Genomic DNA, 26,197 nt, shown 5'->3' on the forward strand with positions numbered 1-26,197 from the left:
AGGCCTCAGCCGCCCCGCGCTTTCTCGATCGCGGGGCGGATCTGCCCCTCCATCACGCGCTCGGTGATCGGCCCCGGAAAGCGCAGCACGACCCGTCCATCGCCGTCGATGACATAAGTCTCCGGCACGCCATACAGTCCCCAATCCAGCGCCATGCGCCCGTTCGGATCGGCCCCGATGGCCGTATAAGGATCGCCCAGTTCCTCCAGGAACCCCAGCGCATTGCCCGGCTGGTCCTTGTAATTCACGCCGTAGATGGTGACGCCCTCCTCGGCCAGCGCCTCCAGATGCGGATGCTCCACCCGGCACGGCGCGCACCAGCTGGCCCAGTAATTCACCAGTTTCACGCCGCCACTACGCAACTCCGCGTCGGTGAACGGCGTCTTGCCCTCCAGCTCGGTCAGCGCGACGGCGGGCGCCGGCTTGCCTTCGATGGCCGAGGGCAGCGCATCGGGGTCCTCGCGCTGCATCCCGATATAGAACACAGCGGCCAGCGCCGCGAATATCACCGGCGGCAACACCATCAGGAACGAGGATTTAGACATCCGATTTCCGCTTTCTTTCAACATCTTTCAGTGCGTTCTTCACGCGCACCGATCGCCGCCAGCTGAGCACGACCAGCGCGATCAGCAGCACCAGCGACACCGCGTAGGACGACAGTACCGCCTCGGCATATTTTCCAAGCTCCGGCATCACGCCTCCATCCGGTCACGGGCCAAGAGCGCCCGCATGCGCCGCGCCCGGATCTCGGTTTGCGTGCGTAAGAAGACCAGCGCGATGAACAAAAACACGAACCCCGCAATCGACACCAACAGCGGGAAATAGAACACGTCCGCCACGTTCTCTTCCTTGTCGAGGCTCAGCGACGCCCCCTGGTGCAGCCCCTGGTTCCAGAACAGCACCGCGTATCGGCTCAGCAGGGCAAAGACCGACCCAACGATACACAGGATCGCGGTCAGGTCCGCCGCCGTGTCGTCGTTCTCGATGGCTTCCCACAGCGCGATATAGCCGAGGTAGAACAGGAAAAGGATCAGGAACGACGTCAGCCGCGGGTCCCACGCCCACCACGTCCCCCACATCGGCTGACCCCAGATCGCCCCGGTCGCCAGTGCGATCACCGTCATCACCACGCCCACCGGTGCCGCCGCACGGGCCGCCAGCGCGCTCACATGGTGCCGCCGGACGACCCAGATCAGCGAGGCCACCAGCATCATGATCCATGCGTTGATCGCCATCAGCGCGCTCGGCACGTGCAGATAGATGATCTTGACGGTCGAGCCCTGACGGAAGTCGTCCGGCGTGAAGAAAAAGCCCCAGATCAACCCGGTCGCAAGGCACAGCACGGCCAGCACCGACACCCACGGCAAAACCTTGTCCGTCGTGTCGATGAACTTCTTCGGGTTGGCGTATTCCCAGAGTGATGCCACGCGCGCAAATCCTTTCGTTAACGCAGGTTGACCCTCAATACCGCAGCCGATGCGAAAGGCAAAAGCGCGATGGTGCCGCAGGTGATCCCCGCCAGCATCAGCATCGGCGTCGTGTAGTCCTGCCCATCCACGCCCCGGCGCGCCATCTCGGCGCCAAAGATCAATGTGGGCACGTATAGCGGCAGAACAAGCAGGCTCAACAAGAGCCCGCCTCGCCGCAACCCCACGGTCAGCGCCGCGCCGAACGCACCGATCATGCTCAACGCCGGCGTACCCAGAAGCAGGGACAGCACCAATGGCCCGTAGCCCTGCGCCGGCAGGTTCAACAGCACCCCCAGCACGGGGGCGGCCAGCACCAGCGGCAGTCCCGTCGTGATCCAGTGCGCCAGCCCCTTGATGGCCGCCACCGCCTCCATCGGCAGCGGGGCCGTGGCCAGCAGATCAAGGCTGCCGTCTTCCCAGTCCAGCGCAAAGATCCGGTCGAGCGAGACAAGACAGGCCAGCAGCGCCCCGATCCACAGGATCCCCGCCGCGATCCGCGACAAGAGTTCCGATTGCGGCCCCACGCCGAACGGCACCAGCACCACGACGATCAGGAAGAAGGCGAGGCCCAGCCCGAACCCGCCCCCGGCCCGCACGGCCAGCCGTATGTCTCTCAGCAGCAACGCGGTCACAGGAATGCCTCGTCGAAATCGTCCAGCTCCTGCCGCACCGCGCGAAAGGGCGCCACGTCCAGCACCGTCGCCTCGTCAAGGCCAAGGTCGATATGCGTGGCCAGCACAGCGATGCCACCTTCGGCCAGATGCGCCCGCACCACGGCGGCGAACATGCCCACCGCACGCGCATCCAGCGACACCGTGGGCTCGTCCAGAATCCAGATCGCGCGGCCCGTCACCAACAGTCGCGCTAGCCCCAGCCGTCGCTTCTGCCCGGCAGACAGAAACCCTGCGGGCCGATGCGCCAAACCCTCGAGTTCATAAGCTGCCAAGGCGTGAGAAATCTCTTTTCGGCCAAAGACCTGCGCCCAAAAGCTCAGGTTCTCGACCACGCTCAGCGCGGGCTTGATCCCGTCCGCATGCCCGGCATAAACCACGCTGTCGGCGGGATACTCGACCGCGCCGTCTACCGGAGGCTGCAACCCCGCCAGCGTGCGCAAGAGGGTCGTCTTGCCCGCCCCGTTCGGCCCGCGCAGCACCAGCGCCTCGCCCGCCGCCACGGCGAAACTCACAGCGTCCAGCACCCGCACGCCGCCGCGTGCCACGCAAAGGTCCCGGACCGTCAGGCGCATCGTCGGCCCACCGCTCTCAGACCGGCAACAGGGCCGCAGCCACGCGCCGCCCCTCCGAGATCAACACGTTGTAGGTCCGCGCCGCCGCGGGCGAATTCATCGCCTCCACTCCGATGCCCGCCTCCTCCAGCGCGGTGCGGAAATCGCCCGGCACATGCGCCGTCTCGGCGCCGGTGCCGATGAACAGCACGTCAACCTTGTCCACCAGCTCCATCAGAGACGCGCTGTCCTCGTACCCGCCCCAGGCTTTCACCCCATCCGGACCCACGCAGACCGCGCCCTCGATCGCCTCTCCGCCCACACGGAAAAAGCCGGGGCCGTAGCCGTCGATCGGCTTCACATCGGAAAATGTTACCTCGTTCAGGCGCATCGCCTCCTCCTCAGTCCCACAACGGCAAGCCCGAGATGACCGCCAGCGCGATCACCCCGTAGGCGGCCCAGCGATACAGCCGCTCGCGCGTGGGGTCAAACAGGGCCTGCCCGATCAAGGTGGTCATCAGGTAGGGCACCGACATCACCACGGCCAGCATGGCTAGCTCCGCCGTCACCGCCCCCTGCCACAGCAGGTTGGCGATCAGCACCACGTCTAGGGCGGCCAGAAACAGGATCGTGTTGCCCCGCACCGACTGCACCGCCGCCTGCCCCGACAGGTAGAACAGGATCACCACCGGGCCCGTCAGGCCGGTCAGCCCGCCAACGATCCCCGCCGCCGCCCCGATGGCCAAAAGCCCCGGCCGGGTGATGGCCCGCGTGTAACGCCACCCGGCGATCAGCGCCGCCAGCATCCCCGCTGCAACGCCGGTGATGATCCAGCGCACCGTGTCGTTGTTCAGAAGGTCCAGCAGCATCAGGCCCAGCGGCACGGTGACCAAAGCCGCCAGCACCAGGACACCGACCTCTTTCGGGTCCCCCTGCCGCCACGCCCCGCGCAAAATCGCCACGTTGCTGGCGATGCCGGTCAGCATGATCACAACGATCACTTCCTTGGGCGACAGAAAAATATTGGCGACCGGCACCACGATCAGCGCCGTGCCGAACCCGGTGAACCCACGCACCAGCCCCGCGACCCCGATCGCGAAGCACAGCCAGACCAGCCCCGGGGTGGCCAGCACCCCGCTCAGGATATCAGGCATCTACATTCGCGAACTGCGTTCCGGCATTCGCGTCCGGCTTCGACCAGTCGCGCTTGACCCCCAGCCACAGCAGCACCGTGCTGGCCACGAAGACCGAGCTGTAAGTGCCCACGATCACGCCCCAAATCATCGCGAAGACGAACCCGCGAATGACGTCGCCACCCAGAACGAACAGCGCCAGCAGCGCGAGCAGGGTGGTGACAGAGGTCATGACCGTCCGGCTCAGCGTCTCGTTGATCGAGATGTTCAGCACTTCCTTCAGCGGCTTCTTCTTGTACTTCCGCAGGTTCTCGCGCACCCGGTCAAAGACCACCACCGTGTCGTTCAGCGAATAGCCGACGATGGTCAGAAGCGCCGCGATGATCGCAAGGTCGAACTGGATCTGCACTTCCGAGAATATGCCGATGGTCAGCACCACGTCATGCACCAATGCTATGACCGCGCCCAGCGCGAACTGCCACTCGAACCTCAGCCAGATATAGACAAGCACCGCGCCGATGGCCAAGAGCACCGCGATCACGGCGGTCTGGATCAACTCGCCCGACACTTTCGGCCCCACGCTTTCCACCGAGGTAAAGGTCAGGTCCGGCACCACCTCCTGCAACGCGGCCTCCACCTGTGCGATGGTGTCCGCCGACACGCTTTCCTGCCCCTCCTGCGCCTGGATCCGGATCATGGTCACGTTCTGCTCGGGGCCGAATGTCGGGTCAAAGACCTCGGTGATACTGACGTCGCCCAGTTCCAGCGGCGTGATGGCGTCGCGGTACTGCCCCACGTCCACCGTCTGCGCACTTTCCGTCCGGATCGTCGTGCCACCCCGGAAATCGATGCCGTAATTCAGCCCCTGCAACAGGAACGAGCCCAGCGCGATCACGATCAGAAAGCCAGACAAGCCCAGCGACAGCTTCCACCGTTTGAAGAAATCCCAGCTGGTCTCCTTGGGCACAAGCCGCAGCGTCCGGCCCTCCAGCACCCGCTTGGGCCGTTTGCGCTCGAACCACATCACCGCGATCAGGCGGGTGACGAAAATCGCCGTGAAGACCGAGGTGATGATCCCCAGCCCCAGCGTGATAGCAAAGCCGCGCACCGGGCCGGACCCCATGGCGTAAAGGATCAGCGCCGTGATGAAGGTGGTGATGTTGGCGTCGGTAATCGCGCTCAGCGCCTTTTCATACCCCAGCTCAATCGCCCGCGCAGCACCCTTGGCCGTCTTCATTTCTTCGCGGATCCGCTCGAAGACCAGTACGTTGGCGTCCACAGCCATCCCGATGGTCAGCACGATCCCCGCGATCCCCGGCAATGTCAGCGTCGCCCCGATCATGCTTAGCAGGCCAAAGATCAGCCCCACGTTGATGATCAGCGCAATATTGGCGAAGAGGCCGAAAATGCCATAGCTCGCCCACATGAAGGCCAGCACCAGTACGAAGGCCACGATACAGGCGATTTGCCCCGCCGCGATGCTGTCCGCACCCAGTTCCGGCCCGATGGTGCGTTCTTCGAGGAATTCAAGCTCGGCAGGCAAGGCACCCGCCCGCAGCAAGACGGCAAGGTTCGTGCTGTCCTCGACGCTGAACTGCCCGGTGATGATGCCGGTGCCGCCGGGAATATGCGCCTGGATCACCGGCGCGCTGATCACCTCGTTGTCGAGCACGATGGCAAAGGGGTTGCCCACGTTCTCGGCCGTGTAATCCCCGAACTGCCGCGCCCCCGTCGGGTTGAACCGGAACGACACGGCAGGCTGCCCGTTCTGGTCGAAATCGGGCTGCGCATCGACCAGCTGTTCACCGGTCACCACCGGCGCGCGTTCCAGGATGTAGAACACACCCTGTTCGTCCACAGATGGCAGGATCTCGTTGCCGCCACCGGGGTTTTCATTCCCGTCCGCGGTGCGGCTTACCACGGGCTGAAAGGTCAGCTGCGCCGTGGTGCCGATGATGTCCTTCAGCTCCGCGGCACTGCCCACACCCGGCACCTGGATCAGAATGCGGTCGGCCCCCTGCCGCTGAATCGTGGGCTCTCGCGTGCCCATTTCGTTGATCCGGCGTTCGATGATCTCCCGCGCGGTGCGCACGGTCTGCTCGTCACTGGCTTGCCGTTCGGCCTCGCTCAGCGTGACCACGACAGCCTCGCCCTCGACACTCACCGCGATATCGTTCTGTCCTGCGCCCGCGACACTGGACACAGGCCGCGCCAACCCGCGCACGAGGCTCGCGGCGTATTCGGCCTCCGAAGGGTTTTCGACAAGCCGCACGCGCAGTTCCGGCGCGTCGGTATCCTGCAAACGGATCGGGCCGACCCGGTCGCGCTCTTCCCGAAGCAAGTCGCGAATCTCCGGCCACATCGCCTCGATCCGCGCATCATAGACGTCCTCGACCTGCACTTCGGCCAGCAGGTGCGCCCCGCCCCGCAGATCGAGCCCAAGGTTCACCAGGCCGGAGGGCAGCCAATCGGGCCACATCTCGGCCTGCTCCTGCAACCCCTCGGCCTCTCCGCCCATTTCCAGCGCCATGGTGGCGTCGTTATGGGTCTCGACACGGGTGTAGAACCCGTTGGGCATCGCCAACAGCAGGCCCAAGGCCACACAGCCCCAAATCACCACGCGTTTCCAAAGGTCGATCTGAAGCATTCGAAGTGCCTTTTATGTCTGTATTGTAACTATCGGCCGGGTAGAATGCCCCGGATCAGGAGGCCGGCTCGGTCTTCGACAGAACCTGCGCCACGGTGTTGCGCACGACGCGCACTTTCACACCCTCGGCGATCTCCACCTCGATCTCTTCGCCTTCCTTGACGCGGGTCACCTTGCCCACGATGCCGCCCTGCGTGACGATCTGGTCGCCCTTGCGCAGCGCCGCCACCATCGCCTGGTGCTCTTTTAGCTTCTTCTGCTGCGGGCGAATGAGCAGGAACCACATGATCGCGAAGATCAGGATGAGCGGGATGAACTGGCCAATGGCTTCCATGCGAATCTATTTCCTTTTCGGGCTTTGCAGGCCCCCCGGCCCGCGTTTGCGCGAACCTAAGTCCGGCTTTGGCGTTTTGCAAGGCGCGAACCGGCCCGCCTGCGGCAATGTCGCAGGGGCGCCGCAACGGCTTGTTTCAGGGGGAAATCAAACATGTCATGAAATACTTGGGCTAAAGCAATTTCCTCTTTAGGTTGCCAAAGCAGGGGTATTGAAGGCCGAGAGACATGAACCAAGAAACCGTTACGGTCACGCTGCCTATTTCGGCACATGGGCTGGGCGTTATGCTATCGGTAATCGGCATATTGGTTTTGTCCGTACTCATCTTTTTAGCGATCCGGCACGATAAACCCTCCGATTGGCTTCCCAAATTGCAGGAGCGAATGGGGTTGGGTGCGCTACCGGAAGTTCTGGTTTTGCTCCTCAGCATTGTCTGGACGGCTCTGTTTTTGTCGCTCGTCTTTGGCATTTTCTGGGTAGTCTACGGCATATTCGACCGCGCCAGCGCCGTGACGGCGGAAGAAGGCCGTGAACTTCGCTGGTACTTGCTAACACTGACTGCCATTACGGCATCGCTGGGTGCCGTTATTTCTCTCCCTTTCACGCTGATCCGTGTCGGCCTCAACCGGCGACAGACGGAGACAGCAGAACAGGGGTTAATCACCGACAGAATTAACACTGCGGTCGAAGGCTTAGGCGCGGAAAAGCAAACTAGTGTGCATAGAAAGGATAGCAGAGGAAACCTACTATTCCATGAGAAAGAGGGTAGCGAATCTAAAGCTGAAGATAAACTAGACTACAAAAGGCCAGTCATAGTTCAACTGACAGAACCAAATCTGGAGGTTCGTGTCGGCGCGATCTATGCTCTCGAACGCATTTCTCGTGACAGCGAACTAGACCACATCCAAATAATGGAGATCTTGTGCGCGTATATTAAGCAAAACGCGGGTCACGGAGAAAAGGCACTGCCCGAAGACTTTTCAAATCCAAGAATCTGGAGGGATTGGGCTGAAGAGGAGAGAGATTTTCCACGGCTCGATATAGACGCGGCGCTTAACACAATTGAACGACGCAGCGAAAAACATAAGATGATAGAACTAGAAAAAGGCTTTCGACTTAATCTTGAGCGCGTACCTATGCGCAAAATGATCCTTCCTCTTCGAAACTTCGCTAGAATGGGTTTCAGACGTGCCGAATTTCAAGGGGCAAACCTTTTCGAGGCAAATTTGAGTGGAACTGATCTACGGCTCGCTAAGTTGCAGGGTGCGTTATTGTCGGGAGCGAATTTAGAAAGCGCACACTTGTTAAGAGCTGAGATGCAAGGAGCCTCATTATTCAGAGCTAAGTTTGAAGGGGCTTTCCTAGAAGGCGCGAGTATGCAAGGCGCCGACCTTGGAAGTGCACAGATGAAGGGCTTACATCTGAAAGATGTTAACCTTCAAAGTGCTGATTTATACCTCACCAATTTGGAGCAGACAAAGATCGAGAAAGCGATCTTCGACGAGTTTACAGAGCTTTTAGGAGCAAAATTAGAGGGTGCCGCGCTTAAATCTACAGACTTGTCCAAACCGCAATATGTGTACGACCATTTAGAAATGGTATTCGGTGATGCCAGTGTGAAACTTCCAGGAGGCATCAATCCAGAACACGAGAAGTGGCCAAAGCATTGGTCACAGGAAAAACTTGACGACCGTGAATTCGATCAGGAATGGCAAAAATGGCGTCACAAACGAATGCAAGTAATGGGGACTCCACCCTAGGACACGCGATCTAAGATCAAACTGTCCTCAGGTATTGTTCTATTGCATAAGCCTTGCATCAAGCGACTCAAAACTCAACCTGACCCAAGGACCAAGACGATGCACGACATCCGCGCCATCCGCGAAAACCCCGCCCAGTTCGACGCCGCCATGGCCCGTCGCGGGGTGTCGAACGCGTCGTCCGAGATCCTCGCGCTGGACGAGGACCGCCGCGCCAAGATCCAGGCCGCCGAGACCGCGCAGGCCGACCAGAACAAGGCCTCCAAGGAGGTCGGCGCCGCCAAGGCCAAGGGCGACGAGGCCGAGTTCGAGCGCCTCCGCGCACTCGTGTCCGAGAAAAAGGCCGAGGTCGCCGCCATGCAATCCGAGGCCAAGGCGCTCGACCAGAAGCTGACCGACCTTCTGATGACCCTGCCCAACCTCGCGCTCGACGATGTGCCCGAGGGCGAGGACGAGGATGACAATGTCGAGCTGAAACGCTGGGGCACCCCCCGCGATTTCGATTTCACCGCGGTCGAGCATTACGATCTCGCAGGGGTCAAGCCCGGCATGGATTTCGAACTGGCCGCGAAACTCTCCGGCTCCCGCTTTGTCGTGCTGTCGGGTGGCGTCGCCCGCATCCACCGCGCGCTGGCGCAGTTCATGATCGACACCCATGTCGAGGAAAACGGCCTGTCCGAGACCTGGACCCCCGTTCTCGTCCGCCCCGAGATGATGTACGGGACCGGGCAACTGCCCAAGTTCGGCGAGGACAGCTACGAGACCACCAATGGCTGGTGGCTGGTGCCCACCGCCGAGGTGACGCTGACCAACATCGTCAACGGCCTCGTGGTGGACGAGGATTACCTGCCCCGACGCTACGTCGCGCACACCCAATGCTTCCGCTCCGAGGCGGGCAGCGCGGGCAAGGACACCGCCGGCATGCTCCGCCAGCACCAGTTCGAAAAGGTCGAGATGGTCTCTGTCACCCATCCCGACAAATCTCTCGAAGAGCACGACCGCATGACCGGCTGCGCCGAAGGCATCCTCGAACGCCTCGGCCTGCCCTACCGCACCATCGTCCTTTGCACCGGCGACATGGGCTTCGGCGCGCGCAAGACGCACGATATCGAGGTCTGGCTGCCCGGTCAGAACACCTATCGCGAGATCAGCTCAGTCTCCGTCTGCGGCGATTTCCAGGCCCGGCGCATGAATGGCCGGTTCAAGCCCGCCGATGGCGGCAAGCCGCAATTCGTCCATACGCTCAACGGCTCCGGCCTCGCCGTGGGCCGCTGCCTCATCGCGGTGCTGGAAAACGGCCAGCAGGCGGACGGCTCGGTCGATCTGCCCGAGGCGCTGCACCCCTACCTACGCGGCAAGACCCGGCTTCTGGCAGACGGTACGCTGGGATAAGAAGCTTTCCGCCCTGGCCGGTGCCCCATGCCGCGCGATTGCCAGACCGCGGGATGGCGAACCGACCACAATTGAGGGCACTTTATCTCCGAGTTCCCGCGTAACCTACGATCGACGCGCCAACGTTCCCAAATCGCCAGACCGCCCCCCGGGCTGGCGATTGCGCGGCGGCGCGGCAAGCCGCGCCTCGATTCCGCGCGATACGATACAATAACGCCGTCCCGGGCCTGACCCGGGACCTCTTCGGTTGCACCGCTCCCTGCATTGACCAATCCTTAATCACCGCGCGGCATCCTTACCGCCATGAAACAATTTTTGTATATACGCCGTATTGACGCAAAATATACACGCGTCATAAATTCGTTACATGATAAGTGAAAAGCACACCCTGGCGGCGGCGGCTTTTCTGATAACGAGCACGCTGGCCGCCCCTTTGAGCGCCCTAAGCCTCGCTGAGCAGGCACAGGCCTTCGCCACCTGCGCCGGGCGCTATTCCGCCGTGGCCACCCGCCAAAGCGCGACCCACAACCCCGACAGCGACGCCACCCGCGCGCTGCAGACCAGCTTCGAATCCCTGTTGGAAGCCACCCTGCCCCATGCCGCCGAGGCCGGCATCGACCCGCGCCGCGCCCGCAGTTGGCAGGCCTCGGGCTGGTCCGAAATGGCCCACCTGATGCGCCTGCAACAGCGCAGCACCGACACCACCCATGCCGACCGCGCCACCCGCGACATGCACCGCCGCCTCTCCACCTGCCGCCAACTGATCCTCTGACGCCACAAATTCCACGCCGCGCCCACTGGTCATTCCACGCCGGTCAGCCTAGGTTGCATCCCTGAAACCGCAGCGTGACAGGGCCCCGCAGCATGGCGCAATCCGACAACCCCGCCGATCCGTTCAAAAAGGCGCTGGCCGAAGCCACCAAGGTGCTGGCCGACGACCCGGAGCTGAACGTCTCCTACTCGGTCGATCCCGCCGGGGTGTCGGGCGATTCCATGCGCCTGCCCCAGATCAGCCGCCGCATGACCAAGGACGAGGTGCTGCAGGCCCGCGGCACCGCCGATGCGCTGGCCCTGCGCCACAAGTATCACGACGCGGGCACGCACAATCGCTACTGCCCGCCCGGCGACATGGCCCGCGACCTTTACGAGGCAATGGAAACCGCCCGGTGCGAGGCGATGGGCGCGCGCCACATGCCCGGCACCGCCGGCAATATCGACGCCAAGATCGGCGCCGAGGCCCGCCGCCGCGGCTATGACCAGATCACCGACCCCGCCGAGGCGCCGCTGGCCAATGCCGCGGGCTACCTCATCCGCCATCTCGCAACCGGGCGCGAGCTACCCGACGGCGCGCGCAATGTCATGGACCTCTGGAAAGGCTTCATCGAGGAACAGGCCGGCGGCACGCTCGAAGACCTTCAGGCCAAGCTCTCCGACCAGTCCGAATTCGCCCGCTTCGCCCGCCAGATCATCGACGACCTGGGCTATGGCGACCAGCTGGGCGACGACCCCGACGCCCTCGACGACGACGAGCAGGAGCAGGAGGCCGAACAGGATCAGGAGGAAGAGGAACAGCCCGACAGCACCGGCGAGGATGACAGCGACGAGGCCGAGGCCGACGCCGATCCCGAGCAAAGCCAGGATCAGCAGCAGGACGAAGCCCAGGCCCAGGTCAGCATGGACGACATGGCCGACCAGGAACAGGGCGACGAGACCGAGATGCCCGAGGGCGAGGCCCCGCTCGATCCCCCCGCGCCGCAACCCATCTCGGACGCCGACCCGAACTACGCGGTCTACAATTCAAGCTTCGACGAGGAAATCCACGCCGAAGATCTGGCGGAACCTATCGAGCTCGAACGCCTCCGCGCCTTCCTCGACCAGCAGCTCGAACCGCTCAAGGGCGCTGTCAGCCGCCTCGCCAACAAGCTGCAACGCCGCCTGCAGGCGCAGCAGAACCGAAGCTGGGAATTCGACCGCGAGGAAGGCATCCTCGACGCCGGCCGCCTCGCCCGCGTCGTGGCCAACCCCACCACGCCGCTCAGCTTCAAGGTCGAAAAGGACACTGAGTTCCGCGACACCGTCGTCACACTGCTGCTGGACAACTCAGGCTCCATGCGCGGTCGTCCCATCTCTATCGCCGCGATCTGCGCCGACGTCCTTGCCCGCACGCTGGAACGCTGCAACGTCAAGGTCGAGATCCTCGGCTTCACCACCCGCGCATGGAAAGGCGGCCAAAGCCGTGAGACCTGGCTCAACGAAGGCCGCCCGCAACTGCCCGGGCGCCTGAACGACCTGCGCCACATCGTCTACAAGTCCGCCGACGCGCCCATGCGCCGCACCCGCGCCAACCTGGGTCTGATGATGAAAGAGGGCCTCCTGAAGGAAAACATCGATGGCGAGGCGCTGGAATGGGCGCATCGCCGCCTTGCGGGCCGGCGCGAGGCCCGCAAGATCCTGATGGTCATCTCCGACGGCGCGCCTGTGGACGATTCCACCCTTTCGGTGAACCCGGCCAACTATCTCGAAAAGCACCTGCGCGACGTGATCGCCATGGTCGAGCGCCGCAAACAAGTGGAACTTCTGGCCATCGGCATCGGCCACGACGTGACACGCTATTACAACCGCGCCGTCACCATCACCGACGCCGACCAACTGGCCGGGGTCATGACCGAACAGCTGGCCGCGCTTTTCGACAGCGACCCGCGCGCCCGCGCCCGCGTGATGGGAATGAAGCGCGCCAGCTAAGCCCCGGAATTTGCGAAAATTCCGGGACAGAAAATGCGCATTTTCTATCCCATTTTCCGCGCGGAAAATGGTCCGCTCTCACTGCCGCACTTGCACTTCGCCCCGCGCGGCCCTAGCACTTTGCCCATGACAGATTTGCCCGACACCGTCTTCCAGTCCTTTTCCGAATCCTCCTCTCCCGAACAAGGCCCGCCACGCCTGAAACTCCTGCGCGCGGAACTGGAGCGTGACGGCCTCGACGGCTTCATGGTCCCCCGCGCCGACGCGCACCAGGGCGAGTACGTCGCCCCCGGCGACGAGCGTCTGGCGTGGCTCACCGGCTTCACCGGCTCGGCGGGCTTCTGCATCGTGCTTCAGGACATCGCAGGTGTGTTCGTCGATGGCCGCTACCGCGGCCAGGTCCGCGCCCAGGTCGATACCGAACATTTCACCCCCGTCGACTGGCCCGCTACGCGCCCCGCCGCGTGGCTCAAGACACACCTGCCTTCGGGCGGCACCGTGGCTTATGACCCGTGGCTCTACACACCCGAGCAGATCACGGCAATCGAGGATGGTCTCAAGGGCACACAGATCACGCTGAAACCAACCGACAACCTCGTCGACCGCACCTGGCCGGACCGGTCAGCGCCGCCCACGGGCGCGGTGCGCGTCTACCCCGACGAGCTTGCCGGCAAATCCCACGCCGACAAGCGCCAAGAGCTCGCCGCCACCCTGCGCGAGGAGGGCCACCGCGCCGCGATCCTCACCCTGCCTGATTCCATCGCATGGCTGCTGAACATCCGGGGGCATGACATCCCCCGCAACCCGATCCCGCACGCCTTCGCCATCCTGCACGACGATGCGACGCTCGACCTCTACATCGACCCCGCCAAGCTGGATGACGCCGTGCGCACCCATCTGGGCGAGGACGTCACTCTCTCCCTACCGCAGGAATTCAACCCGGCCATCAGCGCCCTCTCCGGCCCGGTCCGGCTCGACCGCGGCTCTGTGCCCCTCCGCATCGTGTCCCTGCTCGAAGACGCCGGCACCGACATCGCTTATGCCGGCGATCCCTGCATCCTGCCCAAGGCCTGCAAAACCGACGCCGAGATCGCCGCCACCACCGAGGCCCACCTGCGCGACGCGGCCGCCATGTGCGCCTTCCTTGCGTGGTTCGACGCCCAAGCCCCCGACACGATCACCGAGATCGACGTGGTCAAGAAACTAGAGGCGTGCCGCCGCGACACCGGCGCCCTGCTCGATATTTCCTTCGACACCATCGCCGGGTCCGGCCCGCATGGCGCGCTGCCGCATTACCGCGTCTCGGACGCGACCAACCGCACGCTTCAGGACGGCGAATTGCTCGTCCTCGACAGCGGCGGACAGTATCAGGACGGCACCACCGACATCACACGCACACTGCTCGTGGGCACGCCAGGCGACACCGAGCGCGCCGCCTTCACCCGCGTCCTGCAAGGCATGATCGCGATGAGCCGCGCCCGCTGGCCCAAGGGTCTTGCGGGGCGCGACCTCGACGCCATCGCGCGCATGCCCCTCTGGCGCGCCGGGCAGGATTACGACCATGGCACCGGCCACGGGGTCGGCGTGCATCTGTGCGTCCACGAAGGCCCTCAGCGTCTGTCGCGCGCCTCGACCGAGCCTTTGCAACCCGGCATGATCCTGTCGAACGAGCCGGGATACTACCGCGAGGGCGCCTTCGGTATCCGTATCGAGAACCTCGTCGTGGTCACACCCGCCCCGGCCCTGCCGGACGGTGACGACCGAAAGATGCTGCACTTCACCACGCTAAACTACGTGCCCATCGACCGCCGCCTGATCGACGCGACCGCGCTCACCGGCGACGAACGCGACTGGCTGAACGACTACCACGCCACCTGCCGCGACCGGATCGGCCCGCGGCTCGACGATGCCACACGTGACTGGCTGGACACGGCGACCGCGCCGCTTTGACACGATCCTGTCACACGGATGGCTCACAGAAGGGCGTGTCAACGGGTTGACACCGGGCAGCGTCCCGGTGCCTATGACATTGCACGAGGGAAGGACAAGAAAAATGGCAAAGATCACGATCCACAAGGCGGACGGCACATGGACGGTCCGCGCAGGCGGCGCGGTACTGGTCGAAAGCAGGAACGCGCTGGTTCTGGCCGAGGAAGGCCTGAACGACGTGATCTATTTCCCGCGCGAAGACATCGCCATGGCGTTCCTCGACGAAAGCGACCACCGCACAACCTGCCCGCACAAAGGCGAGGCCGGCTATTTCTCGATCGTCACCAAGAGCAAGACGCTGGAAAATGCCGCCTGGAGCTATGAAGACCCCAAGTCCGACGTGGCACGTATCAAGGACCACCTTGCCTTCTATTCCTCTGACGACGTCACCGTTGAAAAGGTCTGACGCGCCAGATTATTCGTATGGATAATCTTTCCTGAATTTCTTCGTACGAAGAAATTCAGGCCCGCGCCGCCGCACGACGCAGATTGCGCCGGCGCGGAAACGGCACCAGCTTGCCGCTCTCTTCATCCCACAGCTTCAGCCGGAAACTGGCCAGCGCCTCGGGCCAGCGGATCTCGTCATGCACCCGCAAGTCGTCGGGCAGATTCTTCTGCGCCCGGCGCAGGTTATAGGACGGGATCTGCGGGTTGTAGTGATGCAGATCGTGATAGGCGATGTTACCCGTCCCGATATCCCACCAATGTCCCAAATCCAGGCTCGACGAGCCTTCCAGCGTCGCCTTTCGGAAATCCAGATCTGGCTTGCGGTCCCAGTAGGTGTCCTCGAAATTGTGCTGCAAATAGACCAGGAACACGCCGATAACCCCCGCCAGCACCGCGCTTGCGCCCAGCACCACCAGCCCCGGAACGCCCAAGAGCGCCCAGACCGTGGCGACATAGGCCACGACGGCGATGTTATGCGCCACCACGCCCCATGGCCCGACCTTCATCGTGTTCGCCGGCCAGCGATAGGCAATGAAATAGGCATAGATCCCGCCCAGGCTCAGCATCACGACCGGGTTGCGATAGATCCGGTACCACGTCCGCGTCGCCCATCCTGCGGCGTTCCACTCCTGCAAGGTCATGGTATACACCTCGGTGGTCTCGCGATGCTCCAGGTTGCCCAGATAAGCATGGTGCTGGTTGTGATTGAACTGCATAACCCGGTAGGGCGTCAGCGAAAACACCGACAGGATATGCCCCGCCACGTGGTTCCACCGCCGCGTGGCAAACAGCGAATAATGCCCGCAATCATGCTGCAAGACGTAAAGCCGCACCGATGCGAAGGCGAGCACGACCACAGATGGCAGCACCGCCCACCACGCGGGCCAGGCCCAGGCCCCCAGCCCAAGTGCCGCGAAGTAAACCGCGAACGTGGCGCCAAGGCTCAGGGCGCCCATCGTGTCGGACTTGCCTGTATAATCTTTCAAATACTCGCGAATGGTCATGGTCCAGCGCCCCCACAGGCCGAAAATATCTTGAACGAACGCACGCAATACTACCATTGACGCCTCTAATTTGGAACTATTTCAGTCGTTTGCAAGAACAACATGACAGCCGCCGCGTCGTGTTCCCGAAACCGCCGAAAGGGTAACCCCCATGCACAAGGTCAAGGCCGTCTTCGCGCTCGTCGCCGCCATCCTCTTCGCGCTGTCCCCGATCTACAGCAGCGGCTTCAACGGGTTCAGCGCCGGGCAATTCCCGATCCCGCAGGACAATCCCCCGGTGCAGCCGGCGGGCTATGCCTTCTCGATCTGGGGGCTGATCTATATCTGGCTTCTGGCCGGGGCGCTGTTCGGATTGCTCAACCGCTACGACGATCCCGCTTGGGACGCGATGCGCTGGCCTTATATCACCAGCCTCGTCATCGGGGCCGCGTGGATACCGGTGGCCAATCTCAATCCCGCCTGGGCGACCGTCCTCATCTGGATCATGTGGGCCAGCGCCGCTCTGGCTTTCCTGCGCATGGGGCAACGCGACCGGATCTGGCTGCGCACGCCCATCGCGCTTTATACCGGATGGCTGACGGCAGCCTCCTGCGTGGCGCTCGGCCTGCTGCTGGCGGGCTACGGATATGTCTCGGAACAGATCGCGGCCATCGCCATGATCTTGCTGGCACTCATTTTGTCCGCGGCAGTGCTCACCTTGCGGCCCAACACACCGGAATACGCCGCCGCGGTCGTCTGGGCACTGGTGGGCATCGCCTTCGCCAATGCCGATCCCGTCAACTGGCCGGTGCTGGCCCTTTGCGGCGCGGGGGTCGTGGCCCTCGCGATCCTCGCCCTCCGCGACCGGCCCGACCGCCTCAGCTAGAGCCGCGCCCCTTGATGTGCTTGCGCAGCTTCGACGGCCCGGCCTTCTTCTTGGCCTTGTACGGGTTCTTGTCCGATTGCGATCGCAATGTCAGGCGGATGGGCGTGCCGGGCATGTCAAAACCGTCCCGCAACCCGTTGACAAGATAGCGTGAATAACTCGCCGGCATCTTGTCGGGATGGCTGCACATCACCACGAAACCCGGCGGCCGCGTCTTGGCCTGTGTCATGTAGCGCAGCTTGATCCGTCGCCCGCCCGGCGCGGGGGGCGGATGCGCCTCCAGCACCCCTGTCAGCCAGCGATTGAGCCGCGCCGTGCTGACCCGCCGGTTCCAGACGTCATAGGCCTTTTCGACCGCGGCGTGCAGCCGGTCCAGCCCCTTGCCAGTCTTGGCCGAAACCGTCACCAGAGGCGCGCCGCGCAACTGCGGCAACAGCCGCTCGAACGCCTCGCGCAGGTCGCGCAGCTTGCCCTGCTTGTCGTCCTCGATGTCCCACTTGTTCACCGCGACCACCACCGCACGCCCCTCGCGCTCGGCCAGGTCCGCGATGCGCAGGTCCTGCTGCTCGAACGGAATCGCCGCATCCAGCAGCACCACCACGACCTCGGCGAACTTCACCGCGCGCAGCCCGTCGCTCACCGACAGTTTTTCCAGTTTTTCCTGCACCTTGGCCTTCTTGCGCATTCCCGCCGTGTCGAAAATCCGCACGGGCAGCCCGTCCCAGTCCATCTTGACCGAAATGGCATCCCGCGTGATCCCCGCCTCGGGCCCGGTCAACAGCCGGTCCTCGCCCAGGATCTTGTTGATCAGCGTGGACTTGCCCGCGTTCGGGCGCCCCACCACCGCCACTTGCAAGGGTCGCGCCTTGGTGGGCTTGCGCACGCCCTCGGGGTCGGCCTCGCCATCCTCGTCCACGGCCACGTCCACCTCGGGCGCCTCCGCCTCGGCCCGCTCGGCATAGCCGTCGGCCAGCGGCAACAGCGCCGTGTAAAGGTCATGCATCCCCTCACCATGTTCGGCCGACAGCCGGATGGGCTCGCCGAGCCCCAGCGAATAGGCCTCCAACACCCCGGCATCGGCAGCACTGCCCTCGGACTTGTTGGCGGCGACAAAGACGTGATCCGCCCGCTTGCGCAGGATCTCGGCGAACATCTCGTCCAGCGCCGTCACCCCAGCCCGCGCGTCGATCAGAAAGAGGCACACATCGGCCATGTCCACCGCCCGCTCGGTCAGCTTGCGCATCCGACCTTCAAGGCTGTCGTCCGTGGCATCCTCCAGCCCGGCGGTGTCGATCACCGTGAACCGCAGGTCGGCCAGCCGCGCATCCCCTTCCCGCAGGTCGCGCGTCACACCGGGCTGGTCGTCGACCAGCGCCAGTCGCTTGCCCACAAGCCGGTTGAACAGCGTGGATTTGCCCACATTGGGGCGGCCGACGATGGCCAGTGTGAAACTCATCTTTTCAGGCTCCGGATCGGATGAACCGCGCGGACCCTGCGCATCAGGACCCCCGGGAAAGCGCCCTGTTACACCATGTCCGTCTTAACGGAAAGCCATCAACTGGCCCTTGGACGACACGACATAAAGCGTGCCACCGGCCACCACCGGGTTGGTCGTCGCCCCGCCCGGCATCTGCACCTGTCCCAGCGCCGCGCCATTCGTGGGGTCATAGAACCGCATCAACCCGTCGCTCGACGCTATGATCAGGCGGCCCCCGGCGATGATCGGTCCATGGTGGGCAAAGATCCGCGCCTGTTTCTTCGGCTTCGACTTGGTGAAGAACGGCAGCTTCACGTCCCACAGGCGGCGCCCGTCGGACTTGGCCAGCCGCAACAGCTCGTTGCGGTCCGACACCATGAAGATGGAATCACCCGCCGGCCACACGCGGGTCAGCGGCCCATCGGCGGCGGTCCACAGACGCTCGCCATTGCCAAGGTTCAGCGCCACGGTCCGCCCGGTATGGTTGCCGGCGAAAATCGTGTTGCCATCGATCACCGGCTCGCCGGTCGTGTCCGCGATCTGGCCGCTGGAATAGCCCTGCCGCTTGCCTGCGATCTGGGTGGTCCAGCGCCGCAAACCGCCTTTCAGGAACGCGCCCTGCACCTCGCCCGAGCCAAAGCCGAAGACCACGTACTTGTCCGAAATCCCGGGCGACGGCGCACCCAGCACGTTCTGGATGTCGGGCCGCGCCTCCAGTTGCCACGCGATGCGCCCGTCGCTGCGGTCCAGCGCCCAGGCCAACTCGTCGCCCGCCACCACATAGACCAGATCCCCTGCGACGGTGGGGCTGCCAGATCCGGTGGCGCGCAGGTTTTGCTGCCACTGCACCTGGCCCGTGGCCGCGTCCAGCGCTGTCAGCAGGCCGAAGCCTGACGACACGAACAGCTGTCCGTTGTCATAGGCCAGACCACCGCCACTGCCGTCGATCGCGCCGTCGTTCTCGGGCACCAGGTCGCGGGTCCAGATCACCTGTCCCGCCGTACTGACCGCCGTTACCTGGGCGCGGGAATCCAGCGTAAAGACACGGCCGCCCCCCACCACCGGGTCGGCGGTGATGCGCGACTTGCGCCCGTCGCCCTGCCCGATATTGGCGGTCCAGGCCAGTTGCGGCGTGCCGCGCAGCGCCGGATGCGCGACCCGCGTCCGCGCGTTGGCGATGCTTTGGGTCCAGCTGGCGTTGCTGCGCGCCGCCGGCAGAGCAAGCGGCGGCACACTGCCCGACACCGTCTGCGGTGCCAGATCCGGTGCGCCCGGCTCGGTCTGCAGGATCTCGCTGATCTCCTGCCGTTCGCCGGTCAGGATGTTTTCCTTCTTGGTACAGGCCGCAACAAGGCACAGCGCACTCAGGCCAATCACTCCCGCTAACGTCTTCACCGCTGTCGCCCCCGTACTGTCTTCAGGCGTCGCCCCTCAGGGCTGCCACAAAACTTAATTGCCGTCGGCCGCGCCGTCCGGCTCTTCTTCTTTGTCACCGTCAAGCGCAACAATCAACTGCTCGGCGCGCCGACGCAAGCCCGCTGTGGCTTCCGCGCTTTCGTAAATGCCGCGCAACCGCTCCAGCGCGGCATCCCGGTCGCCCGTTTCCAGATCGACCAGCGCCAGCTGCTCCTCGGCCAGCAGGCGCACGATTCCGCTGCTCGCGGCCATCCCCTCCAGCCGGCTGCGCTTGTCCTCGGCGCTCAGGCCGGACTCCGGTAGCGCCACCGCCTTTAGGGTCGCGATCTGGCGGTAAACCAGCGGGACCTCGGCAGAATCGGCCAGGCTCAACAGCTGTTCGGCCGTCTCGGGGGCCATTTCCGCACCGCCCTCACCGGCCGCCAACAGGCCGACAATCGCCCGCGCGCCGCCGGTCTCCGTCTGGATCGCGTCAAGCGCCGCAGTGCGGGCCGCACGCTCTTCTTCGCCCAGCGCGGCGATGATCGCATCGCCCAGCGCCTGCGCCTCGGCGCGCTCCTGCGCCTTGCGCCACTCGTTATAGGCCGCGCCCCCCACCAGCAGCAGCACCGCCAGGATGCCGATCCAGCCATAGCGCTTGAAATTGCGGTACAGACGGTCGCGGCGGACCTCCTCGGTCACCTCGTCGATGAAACTGTCAGACTGGCTCACTGCGCACTGCCCTTCCTTGAAAACGCGTCCCTCTTACCGCGTCGTCCCGGCCCTGCCAAGGGGCGCGCAGATACATCCCCGTCACATCCTTCGACCAAGTGGTACCCGACGCATCACGGCGGCTTGAACATTCCGAGCAGAAGAACTAATCTGAACTGGATAGTTCAGCGTATAACGCCACAAAGACGCATGGCCTCGCGGGTCACGTCCCTGTAAACTAAATTAGACGACTCCAGAAAGCTATTCCATGCGACTGTTCCCCATCCTTGCAGCCATCCTCGTCAGCGCGGCAATCTATGCGCTCGTGATGGAGCGTGACCGCATTTCTGCATTGCTCGCCCCGGTCGAGGACTCCGAGCTGGCTCCGGCGGTCGCGCAAGAGACCGAAGAGGCCGACCCACTGGCCGAAACCGAGGAAGAACGCGACGGCACCGTGGGCGTCGTCGCCCTGAAATCCACCGCCCGCACCATCGACAGCGCTGTTACTGTCAGGGGCCAGACCGAGGCCGACCGCCAGGTCGAGCTGCGCGCCGAAACCGCCGGCCAGATCGTCTCGGACCCCATTCGCAAGGGCGCCTTCGTCGAACAGGGCGAAACCCTCTGCCAGCTTGATCCCGGCACGCGCGAGGCCAACCTGGCCGAGGCGCTGGCCCGCCTGGCCGAGGCCAAGTCCCGCATCCCCGAGGCCGAGGCCGCCGTGCCAGAGGCCGAGGCCCGCATACAGGAAAGCCGCGCCCGCCTGGTCGAGGCCCGCGCCGTGCTGAACGAGGCCGAGATCAACGCCAACGCCGCCGACAAGCTTTCCACCGACGGCTTCGCCTCGCAAACCCGCGTCGCGCAAACCCGCGCCGCCGTCGAAGGCGCCAAGGCCCAGATCACCAGCGCCGAGGCCGCGCTCAAGGCCGCCCAATCGGGCGAGGAAACCGCCGCCGCGGGCATCGAGGCCGCGCGCTCCGGCGTGCAAAGCGCCGAAGCCGCCGTGGCGTCGGCCCGCAAGGAGATCGACCGGCTGACCATCAAGGCGCCCTTCTCGGGCCTCTTGGAGAGCGACACCGCCGAGCTTGGCAGCTTCCTTCAGGCCGGCTCGCTCTGCGCCACCGTGATCCAGCTCGATCCGATCATGCTGGTGGGCTACATCCCCGAAACCGAAATCGCCAAGGTCAGCCTCGGCGCGCCCGCCACCGCCCGGCTGGCCTCGGGCGGCACGGTCGAAGGCGAGGTCACTTTCATCTCCCGCGCCGCCGATCCCACCACCCGCACCTTCCGCGTCGACATCCGCGTCCCGAACGAGGATCTCTCCCTGCGCGACGGCCAGACCGCGGAGATCGAGATCGACTCCGAAGGGCTGCAGGCGCATCTGCTGCCACAATCCGCCCTCACGCTCGACGATGACGGCGCGCTCGGGGTCCGCATCGTGACCCCCGACAAGACGGCTCAATTCGTCCCCGTGACCCTGCTGCGCGACAGTCCCACCGGCGTCTTCGTCACCGGCCTCGACGACACCGCGAACGTCATCATCATCGGCCAGGAATTCGTGGCCGACGGCGTGCCTGTCAAACCCACCTACCGGGAGACGATCCAATGACGGGCATCGTCGACTGGGCCTCGCAACGCGCCCGGATGGTGATCGCCTTCATCATCCTGTCGATCGTCGCCGGCACCACCGCCTACATCTCCCTGCCCAAGGAAGGCGAGCCGGATATCGAGATCCCGGCGCTCTTCGTGTCGGTCAACTTCCCCGGCATCTCGGCCGAGGACTCCGAAAAACTGCTGGTCAAGGTCATGGAAACCGAGCTTTCGGACCTCGATGGCCTGAAGGAAATGACCGGCACTGCAGCGGAAAACTATGCCGGCGTGGCGCTGGAATTCGAATTCGGCTGGGACAAGACCCAGATCATGGCCGACGTCCGCGACGCCATGAACGCCGCCGAGGCCGACTTCCCCGAAGGCGCCGAGCAGTACACGATCAACGAGATCAACTTCTCCGAATTCCCCATCATCATCGTGTCGCTTTCCGGCCCCGTGCCCGAACGCACGCTGGCCCGCATCGCCAAGGACCTTCAGGACCGGCTCGAAGGGCTGGAACCGGTGCTCGAGGCCGGCATCGCCGGCAACCGCGACGAGATGGTCGAGGTCGTGATCGACCCGCTGCGGCTCGAGGCCTACAACGTCACCGCGAACGAGCTGCTGACCGTCGTCCAGAACAATAACCAATTGATCGCGGCGGGCGAGGTCGACAGCGCCCAGGGCGCCTTCTCGGTCAAGATCCCCTCCTCCTTCGACGATACCGGCGACATCTACGACCTGCCGGTCAAGACCAATGGCGACCGTGTCGTCACGCTGGGCGATCTGGCGCGCATCAACCTCACCTTCGAGGACCGCATCGGCACCGCCCGCTACAACGGCGAGACGGCGATCGCCCTGCAGGTGGTCAAGCGCAAGGGATTCAACATCATCGACACCACCGCGCTGGTCCGCGAGGTCGTGGCCGAAGCCGAGAACAACTGGCCGTCCGAACTTCAGGTCGCGGTGCAGGTCGACACCTCGAACGACCAGTCACGCATCATCGCCTCGATGGTCTCGCAACTCGAAGGCTCTGTGCTGACCGCCATCGCGCTGGTGATGATCGTCACGCTGGCCGCGCTTGGCATCCGCCCCGCCCTTCTGGTGGGCTTTGCCATCCCCACCTCGTTCCTGCTGTGCTTCGCCCTTCTGGCCGTGATGGGCGTGCCGGTCTCGAACATCGTCATGTTCGGCCTGATCCTCGCCGTGGGGATGCTGGTGGACGGCGCCATCGTGGTGGTCGAATACGCCGATAAGCAGATCGCCGAGGGCGAAGGCCCGATGCACGCCTACGTGGCTGCCGCCAAGCGCATGTTCTGGCCGGTGGTCAGCTCCACCGCCACCACGCTCTGCGCCTTCCTGCCGATGCTCTTCTGGCCCGGCGTGCCGGGGCAATTCATGATGATGCTGCCCGTCACACTCATCTTCGTGCTGTCGGCCTCGCTGCTGGTCGCGCTGGTCTACCTGCCCGTCATGGGAGGCGTCACGGGCCGCATCGAGCGCTGGTTCACCCAGCGAATCGAATCCATCGCCACCACCCGCTGGTACCTCCATATCGCGCTCGCCGTCCTCGCCGTTGGCGGGCTGATGCTGGCCGGTCAAGCCATCGGCCCGCTGGCCCAACAGGCCGGCGCGCAATTCGCCGGCATGGACGGCGGCGATATCCTCGGCTCGGTCATCCCGTCGCTGCTCACCGCCTTCGGGCTGGGTCTGGGCATGGTCATCGCGGGCGGCGTGGCGCTCGCCGGCGCGCTGACCGCGCTGCTCTGCGTGCTGGCGCTCTTCCGCCGCCTGTCGCTCCTGTGGGAAAGCCTCGACACCTGGCAGGCCCGCAAGCTGCCCTTCCCCGTCGCACGCGGCCTGATCTTCGCGGCTGCGGCCATCGGCGTCGCATGGGGCATGGGGCTGGACTGGGCCGCCGCCATCGTCCTCGCGCTCATCGTCTTCGCCGCCATCGCGATCCGGCAATACACCCGCCTCCACCGCGCCCAGCGGATCGACGCGGGCTACCGCCGCTCGCCCTTCGGCTGGATCATCAACTCCATCGCCGCCAACCCGATCATGCCGCTGGTGGCCTTCTGCGCCATCTTCGTCTTCGTCGGCTCGGTGCTGATGTATTACGTCAACAACAACAACGGCACCGAATTCTTCGTGGAATCCGAACCCGAGAATGCCGTTGTCTACGTCCGCGCCCGCGGCAACCTGTCGATTGACCAGAAGGACGCGCTGGTCCGCGAGGCCGAACAGGTCGTGCTGGAGCATCCCAACGTCCTGTCGGCCTTCTCCTTTGCCGGCGATGGCGGGCTCAACAACAATACCGGCGGTGCGCAGCCCCCGCTCGACACGATCGGGCAGGTCCAGTTCGAACTGGTCAAGTGGGAGGACCGCCCGACCACCTATGAGACGTGGTTCACCATCCCCTTCCTCGACTACGACGTGCAGCGCCGGGTGAACGACCCCACCGCCGATGGCGAACGCACCATCGACCAGCTGACCGCCGATCTGCAACAGATCCCCGGCATCAAGGTCGAGATCCTGTCGCTCGAACAGGGCCCCGCCTCGGCCAAGCCCGTGCACTTGCGCCTCAAGGGCGACAACTGGGAGGAACTTCAGGCCTTCACCGCCCGCGCCCGCGAAAAGTTCGAGGAAACCCGCGGCCTGGAACTCATCGAGGACACGCTCCCCCTGCCCGGCATCGACTGGCAGATCGACGTCGACGTGGAAAAGGCCGGCCGCTTCGGCGCGGACGTGGCCACCGTGGGCGCGATGGTCCAGCTGGTGACGCGCGGCATCCTGCTCGACACCATGCGCGTGCCCTCCTCGGACGAGGAAATCGACATCCGCGTCCGCCTGCCCGCCGAGGACCGCGTACTCTCCACCCTCGACACGCTCAAGGTCCGCACCAATGACGGCCTCGTGCCGCTGTCGAACTTCATCACCCGCCAGCCGGTGCCCAAGCTGGCCCAGATCGACCGCGTCGACCAGACCCGCTATTTCGACGTGAAAGCGGGCGTCGTGGACGGCCTGACCGTGACCAAGACCGGCGAAAACGGCGAGCAAACGCAAGTCCCCCTCACCGCCAACGAGCGCATCGAGACCCTCACCGAATGGCTCGAGTCGACCGAGGTGCCCCGCAGCATCTCCTACGAATGGACCGGCGACGCCGAGGACCAGGAGGAATCCGGCGCCTTCCTGCAACAGGCCTTCATGGGTGCTCTGGGGCTGATGTTCATCATCCTGCTGGCGCAATTCAACTCGGTCTACAACGCCGTTCTTGTGCTGCTGGCGGTGATCCTGTCCACCACCGGCGTCCTGATCGGCATGCTGGTGATGAACCAGCCGTTCTCCATCATCATGACCGGCACCGGCATCGTCGCGCTGGCCGGAATCGTCGTGAACAACAATATCGTGCTGATCGACACCTACCAGGAATATTCCCGCTACATGCCCCGGATCGAGGCGATCACCCGCACCGCCGAGGCGCGCATCCGCCCCGTCCTGCTGACTACGATTACCACCATGGCAGGCCTTGCGCCCATGATGTTCGGCCTCAGCCTCGATTTCTTCGGCGGCGGCTACACGTTCAACAGCCCCACCGCGCTGTGGTGGAAACAGCTGGCCACCGCGGTCGTCTTCGGTCTCGGCATCGCCACCGTGCTCACGCTCGTCTTCACGCCCTCCATGCTGGCGCTGCGCATCTGGGCCACGACCTATGTCCTCTGGGCGGCGCAGCTTCTGGCCAAGCTGTCCTTCGGCCGCACCAGCCGCGCTGCCCGCGACTGGGCCCTGTCGCGCCAGGCCGGCCGCGTCCGCGCGCCCGAGATCATCTGGACCGAAACCATCCCCGACGACGCCTACGAGGACGACACGGCCCAGCCCGAACTGGCCCTCGACGAGGTCAAAGGCGTGCTGGCCACCCGCAAGGCGTCGCAGGACGGCTCGGAAGACGACGACACCCCGCCCAAGAACAAATCCCTCCGCGCCGCCGAGTAAGCCCGCCTAGAGTGACCAAAAAAAAAACCA

The 26,197-nt window shown here is 64.4% G+C and carries 22 protein-coding genes; 9 read left to right on the forward strand and 13 right to left on the reverse strand.

All coding sequences use genetic code 11. The features are described 5' to 3' along the window. Positions 1-5 precede the first annotated feature (5 nt). The 9 genes from FIU86_RS11735 to yajC are packed head-to-tail and all read right to left on the reverse strand — an operon-like array spanning position 6 to position 6,808. On the reverse strand, positions 6-545 hold the full coding sequence (locus FIU86_RS11735) for a DsbE family thiol:disulfide interchange protein (protein WP_254703816.1): 540 nt from the start codon (positions 543-545) through the stop codon (positions 6-8). Beyond that, positions 538-696, reverse strand: coding sequence for a heme exporter protein CcmD (ccmD, locus tag FIU86_RS11740; protein WP_152475253.1), 159 nt, complete (start codon positions 694-696; stop codon positions 538-540). Before ccmD ends, FIU86_RS11735 begins: the two co-directional genes overlap by 8 nt. Continuing rightward, complete coding sequence (locus tag FIU86_RS11745) at positions 693-1,427, reverse strand: heme ABC transporter permease (RefSeq protein WP_057793604.1); 735 nt, start codon at positions 1,425-1,427, stop codon at positions 693-695. Before FIU86_RS11745 ends, ccmD begins: the two co-directional genes overlap by 4 nt. A gap of 17 nt (positions 1,428-1,444) precedes the next feature. Next, the gene (gene ccmB, locus FIU86_RS11750) at positions 1,445-2,101 is read right to left on the reverse strand and encodes a heme exporter protein CcmB (protein WP_152475254.1); all 657 of its coding nucleotides are present in this window, start codon (positions 2,099-2,101) and stop codon (positions 1,445-1,447) included. After that, positions 2,098-2,715 carry a heme ABC exporter ATP-binding protein CcmA gene (gene ccmA, locus FIU86_RS11755; RefSeq protein ID WP_152475255.1) on the reverse strand — a complete coding sequence of 206 codons (618 nt, stop codon included), beginning with the start codon at positions 2,713-2,715 and terminating at the stop codon, positions 2,098-2,100. Before ccmA ends, ccmB begins: the two co-directional genes overlap by 4 nt. Before the next feature lie 16 nt (positions 2,716-2,731). Beyond that, complete coding sequence (locus FIU86_RS11760; RefSeq protein ID WP_152475256.1) at positions 2,732-3,085, reverse strand: Mth938-like domain-containing protein; 354 nt, start codon at positions 3,083-3,085, stop codon at positions 2,732-2,734. Positions 3,086-3,095: 10 nt separating this feature from the next. Further along, complete coding sequence (locus FIU86_RS11765) at positions 3,096-3,848, reverse strand: sulfite exporter TauE/SafE family protein (protein WP_152475257.1); 753 nt, start codon at positions 3,846-3,848, stop codon at positions 3,096-3,098. Next, positions 3,841-6,474, reverse strand: coding sequence for a protein translocase subunit SecD (secD, locus tag FIU86_RS11770; protein ID WP_152475258.1), 2,634 nt, complete (start codon positions 6,472-6,474; stop codon positions 3,841-3,843). The genes FIU86_RS11765 and secD overlap by 8 nt, the downstream gene beginning before the upstream one ends. 55 nt (positions 6,475-6,529) lie before the next feature. Next, positions 6,530-6,808, reverse strand: coding sequence for a preprotein translocase subunit YajC (gene yajC / locus FIU86_RS11775; RefSeq protein ID WP_152475259.1), 279 nt, complete (start codon positions 6,806-6,808; stop codon positions 6,530-6,532). A gap of 227 nt (positions 6,809-7,035) precedes the next feature. Between yajC and FIU86_RS11780 the strand changes: the two genes are divergently transcribed. The 6 genes from FIU86_RS11780 (at position 7,036) to FIU86_RS11805 (ending at position 15,097) form a co-directional block, all read left to right on the forward strand. Beyond that, a complete protein-coding gene (locus FIU86_RS11780) occupies positions 7,036-8,568 on the forward strand; it encodes a pentapeptide repeat-containing protein (RefSeq protein ID WP_152475260.1) in 1,533 nt (510 codons plus the stop codon). 99 nt (positions 8,569-8,667) lie between these two features. Continuing rightward, a complete protein-coding gene (gene serS / locus FIU86_RS11785) occupies positions 8,668-9,960 on the forward strand; it encodes a serine--tRNA ligase (RefSeq protein ID WP_152475261.1) in 1,293 nt (430 codons plus the stop codon). A gap of 367 nt (positions 9,961-10,327) precedes the next feature. After that, the gene (locus FIU86_RS11790; protein ID WP_152475262.1) at positions 10,328-10,732 is read left to right on the forward strand and encodes a hypothetical protein; all 405 of its coding nucleotides are present in this window, start codon (positions 10,328-10,330) and stop codon (positions 10,730-10,732) included. Between the two features lie 92 nt (positions 10,733-10,824). Next, entirely contained in the window at positions 10,825-12,702 is a 1,878-nt protein-coding gene (gene cobT, locus FIU86_RS11795; protein WP_152477110.1) for a cobaltochelatase subunit CobT, read from the forward strand. A 126-nt stretch (positions 12,703-12,828) separates the two neighbouring features. Then, entirely contained in the window at positions 12,829-14,652 is a 1,824-nt protein-coding gene (locus FIU86_RS11800) for an aminopeptidase P family protein (RefSeq protein ID WP_152475263.1), read from the forward strand. Positions 14,653-14,755: 103 nt separating this feature from the next. After that, positions 14,756-15,097, forward strand: coding sequence for a DUF427 domain-containing protein (locus FIU86_RS11805; RefSeq protein ID WP_152475264.1), 342 nt, complete (start codon positions 14,756-14,758; stop codon positions 15,095-15,097). A gap of 55 nt (positions 15,098-15,152) precedes the next feature. Here the strand turns inward: FIU86_RS11805 and FIU86_RS11810 are convergent, their stop codons facing one another. Continuing rightward, positions 15,153-16,199 (reverse strand): fatty acid desaturase, encoded by a 1,047-nt coding sequence (locus FIU86_RS11810; protein WP_368373127.1) that lies wholly within the window; start codon positions 16,197-16,199, stop codon positions 15,153-15,155. Positions 16,200-16,293: 94 nt separating this feature from the next. Here FIU86_RS11810 and FIU86_RS11815 point away from each other — a divergent pair, with 94 nt between their 5' ends. Continuing rightward, the gene (locus FIU86_RS11815) at positions 16,294-17,007 is read left to right on the forward strand and encodes a hypothetical protein (protein ID WP_152475265.1); all 714 of its coding nucleotides are present in this window, start codon (positions 16,294-16,296) and stop codon (positions 17,005-17,007) included. On the opposite strand, the gene der is transcribed toward FIU86_RS11815, so the two are convergent. The 3 genes from der to FIU86_RS11830 all read right to left on the reverse strand — a co-directional run bounded on the left by der (position 17,000) and on the right by FIU86_RS11830 (position 20,611). Beyond that, positions 17,000-18,463: a ribosome biogenesis GTPase Der gene (gene der, locus FIU86_RS11820; RefSeq protein ID WP_152475266.1), complete on the reverse strand. Its 1,464-nt coding sequence runs from the start codon at positions 18,461-18,463 to the stop codon at positions 17,000-17,002. The genes FIU86_RS11815 and der overlap by 8 nt on opposite strands. 84 nt (positions 18,464-18,547) lie before the next feature. Then, positions 18,548-19,879: a PQQ-binding-like beta-propeller repeat protein gene (locus FIU86_RS11825; protein WP_152475267.1), complete on the reverse strand. Its 1,332-nt coding sequence runs from the start codon at positions 19,877-19,879 to the stop codon at positions 18,548-18,550. A 54-nt stretch (positions 19,880-19,933) separates the two neighbouring features. Then, positions 19,934-20,611: a hypothetical protein gene (locus tag FIU86_RS11830; RefSeq protein ID WP_152475268.1), complete on the reverse strand. Its 678-nt coding sequence runs from the start codon at positions 20,609-20,611 to the stop codon at positions 19,934-19,936. A 247-nt stretch (positions 20,612-20,858) separates the two neighbouring features. Between FIU86_RS11830 and FIU86_RS11835 the strand changes: the two genes are divergently transcribed. Together FIU86_RS11835 and FIU86_RS11840 are read left to right on the forward strand one after the other, a co-directional pair. After that, entirely contained in the window at positions 20,859-22,196 is a 1,338-nt protein-coding gene (locus FIU86_RS11835) for an efflux RND transporter periplasmic adaptor subunit (protein ID WP_152475269.1), read from the forward strand. Further along, a complete protein-coding gene (locus FIU86_RS11840; RefSeq protein ID WP_152475270.1) occupies positions 22,193-26,167 on the forward strand; it encodes an efflux RND transporter permease subunit in 3,975 nt (1,324 codons plus the stop codon). The genes FIU86_RS11835 and FIU86_RS11840 overlap by 4 nt, the downstream gene beginning before the upstream one ends. Positions 26,168-26,197: the final 30 nt, after the last annotated feature.

The sequence above is a fragment of the Roseovarius sp. THAF9 genome, assembly GCF_009363715.1.
Classification (GTDB): Bacteria; Pseudomonadota; Alphaproteobacteria; order Rhodobacterales; family Rhodobacteraceae; genus Roseovarius.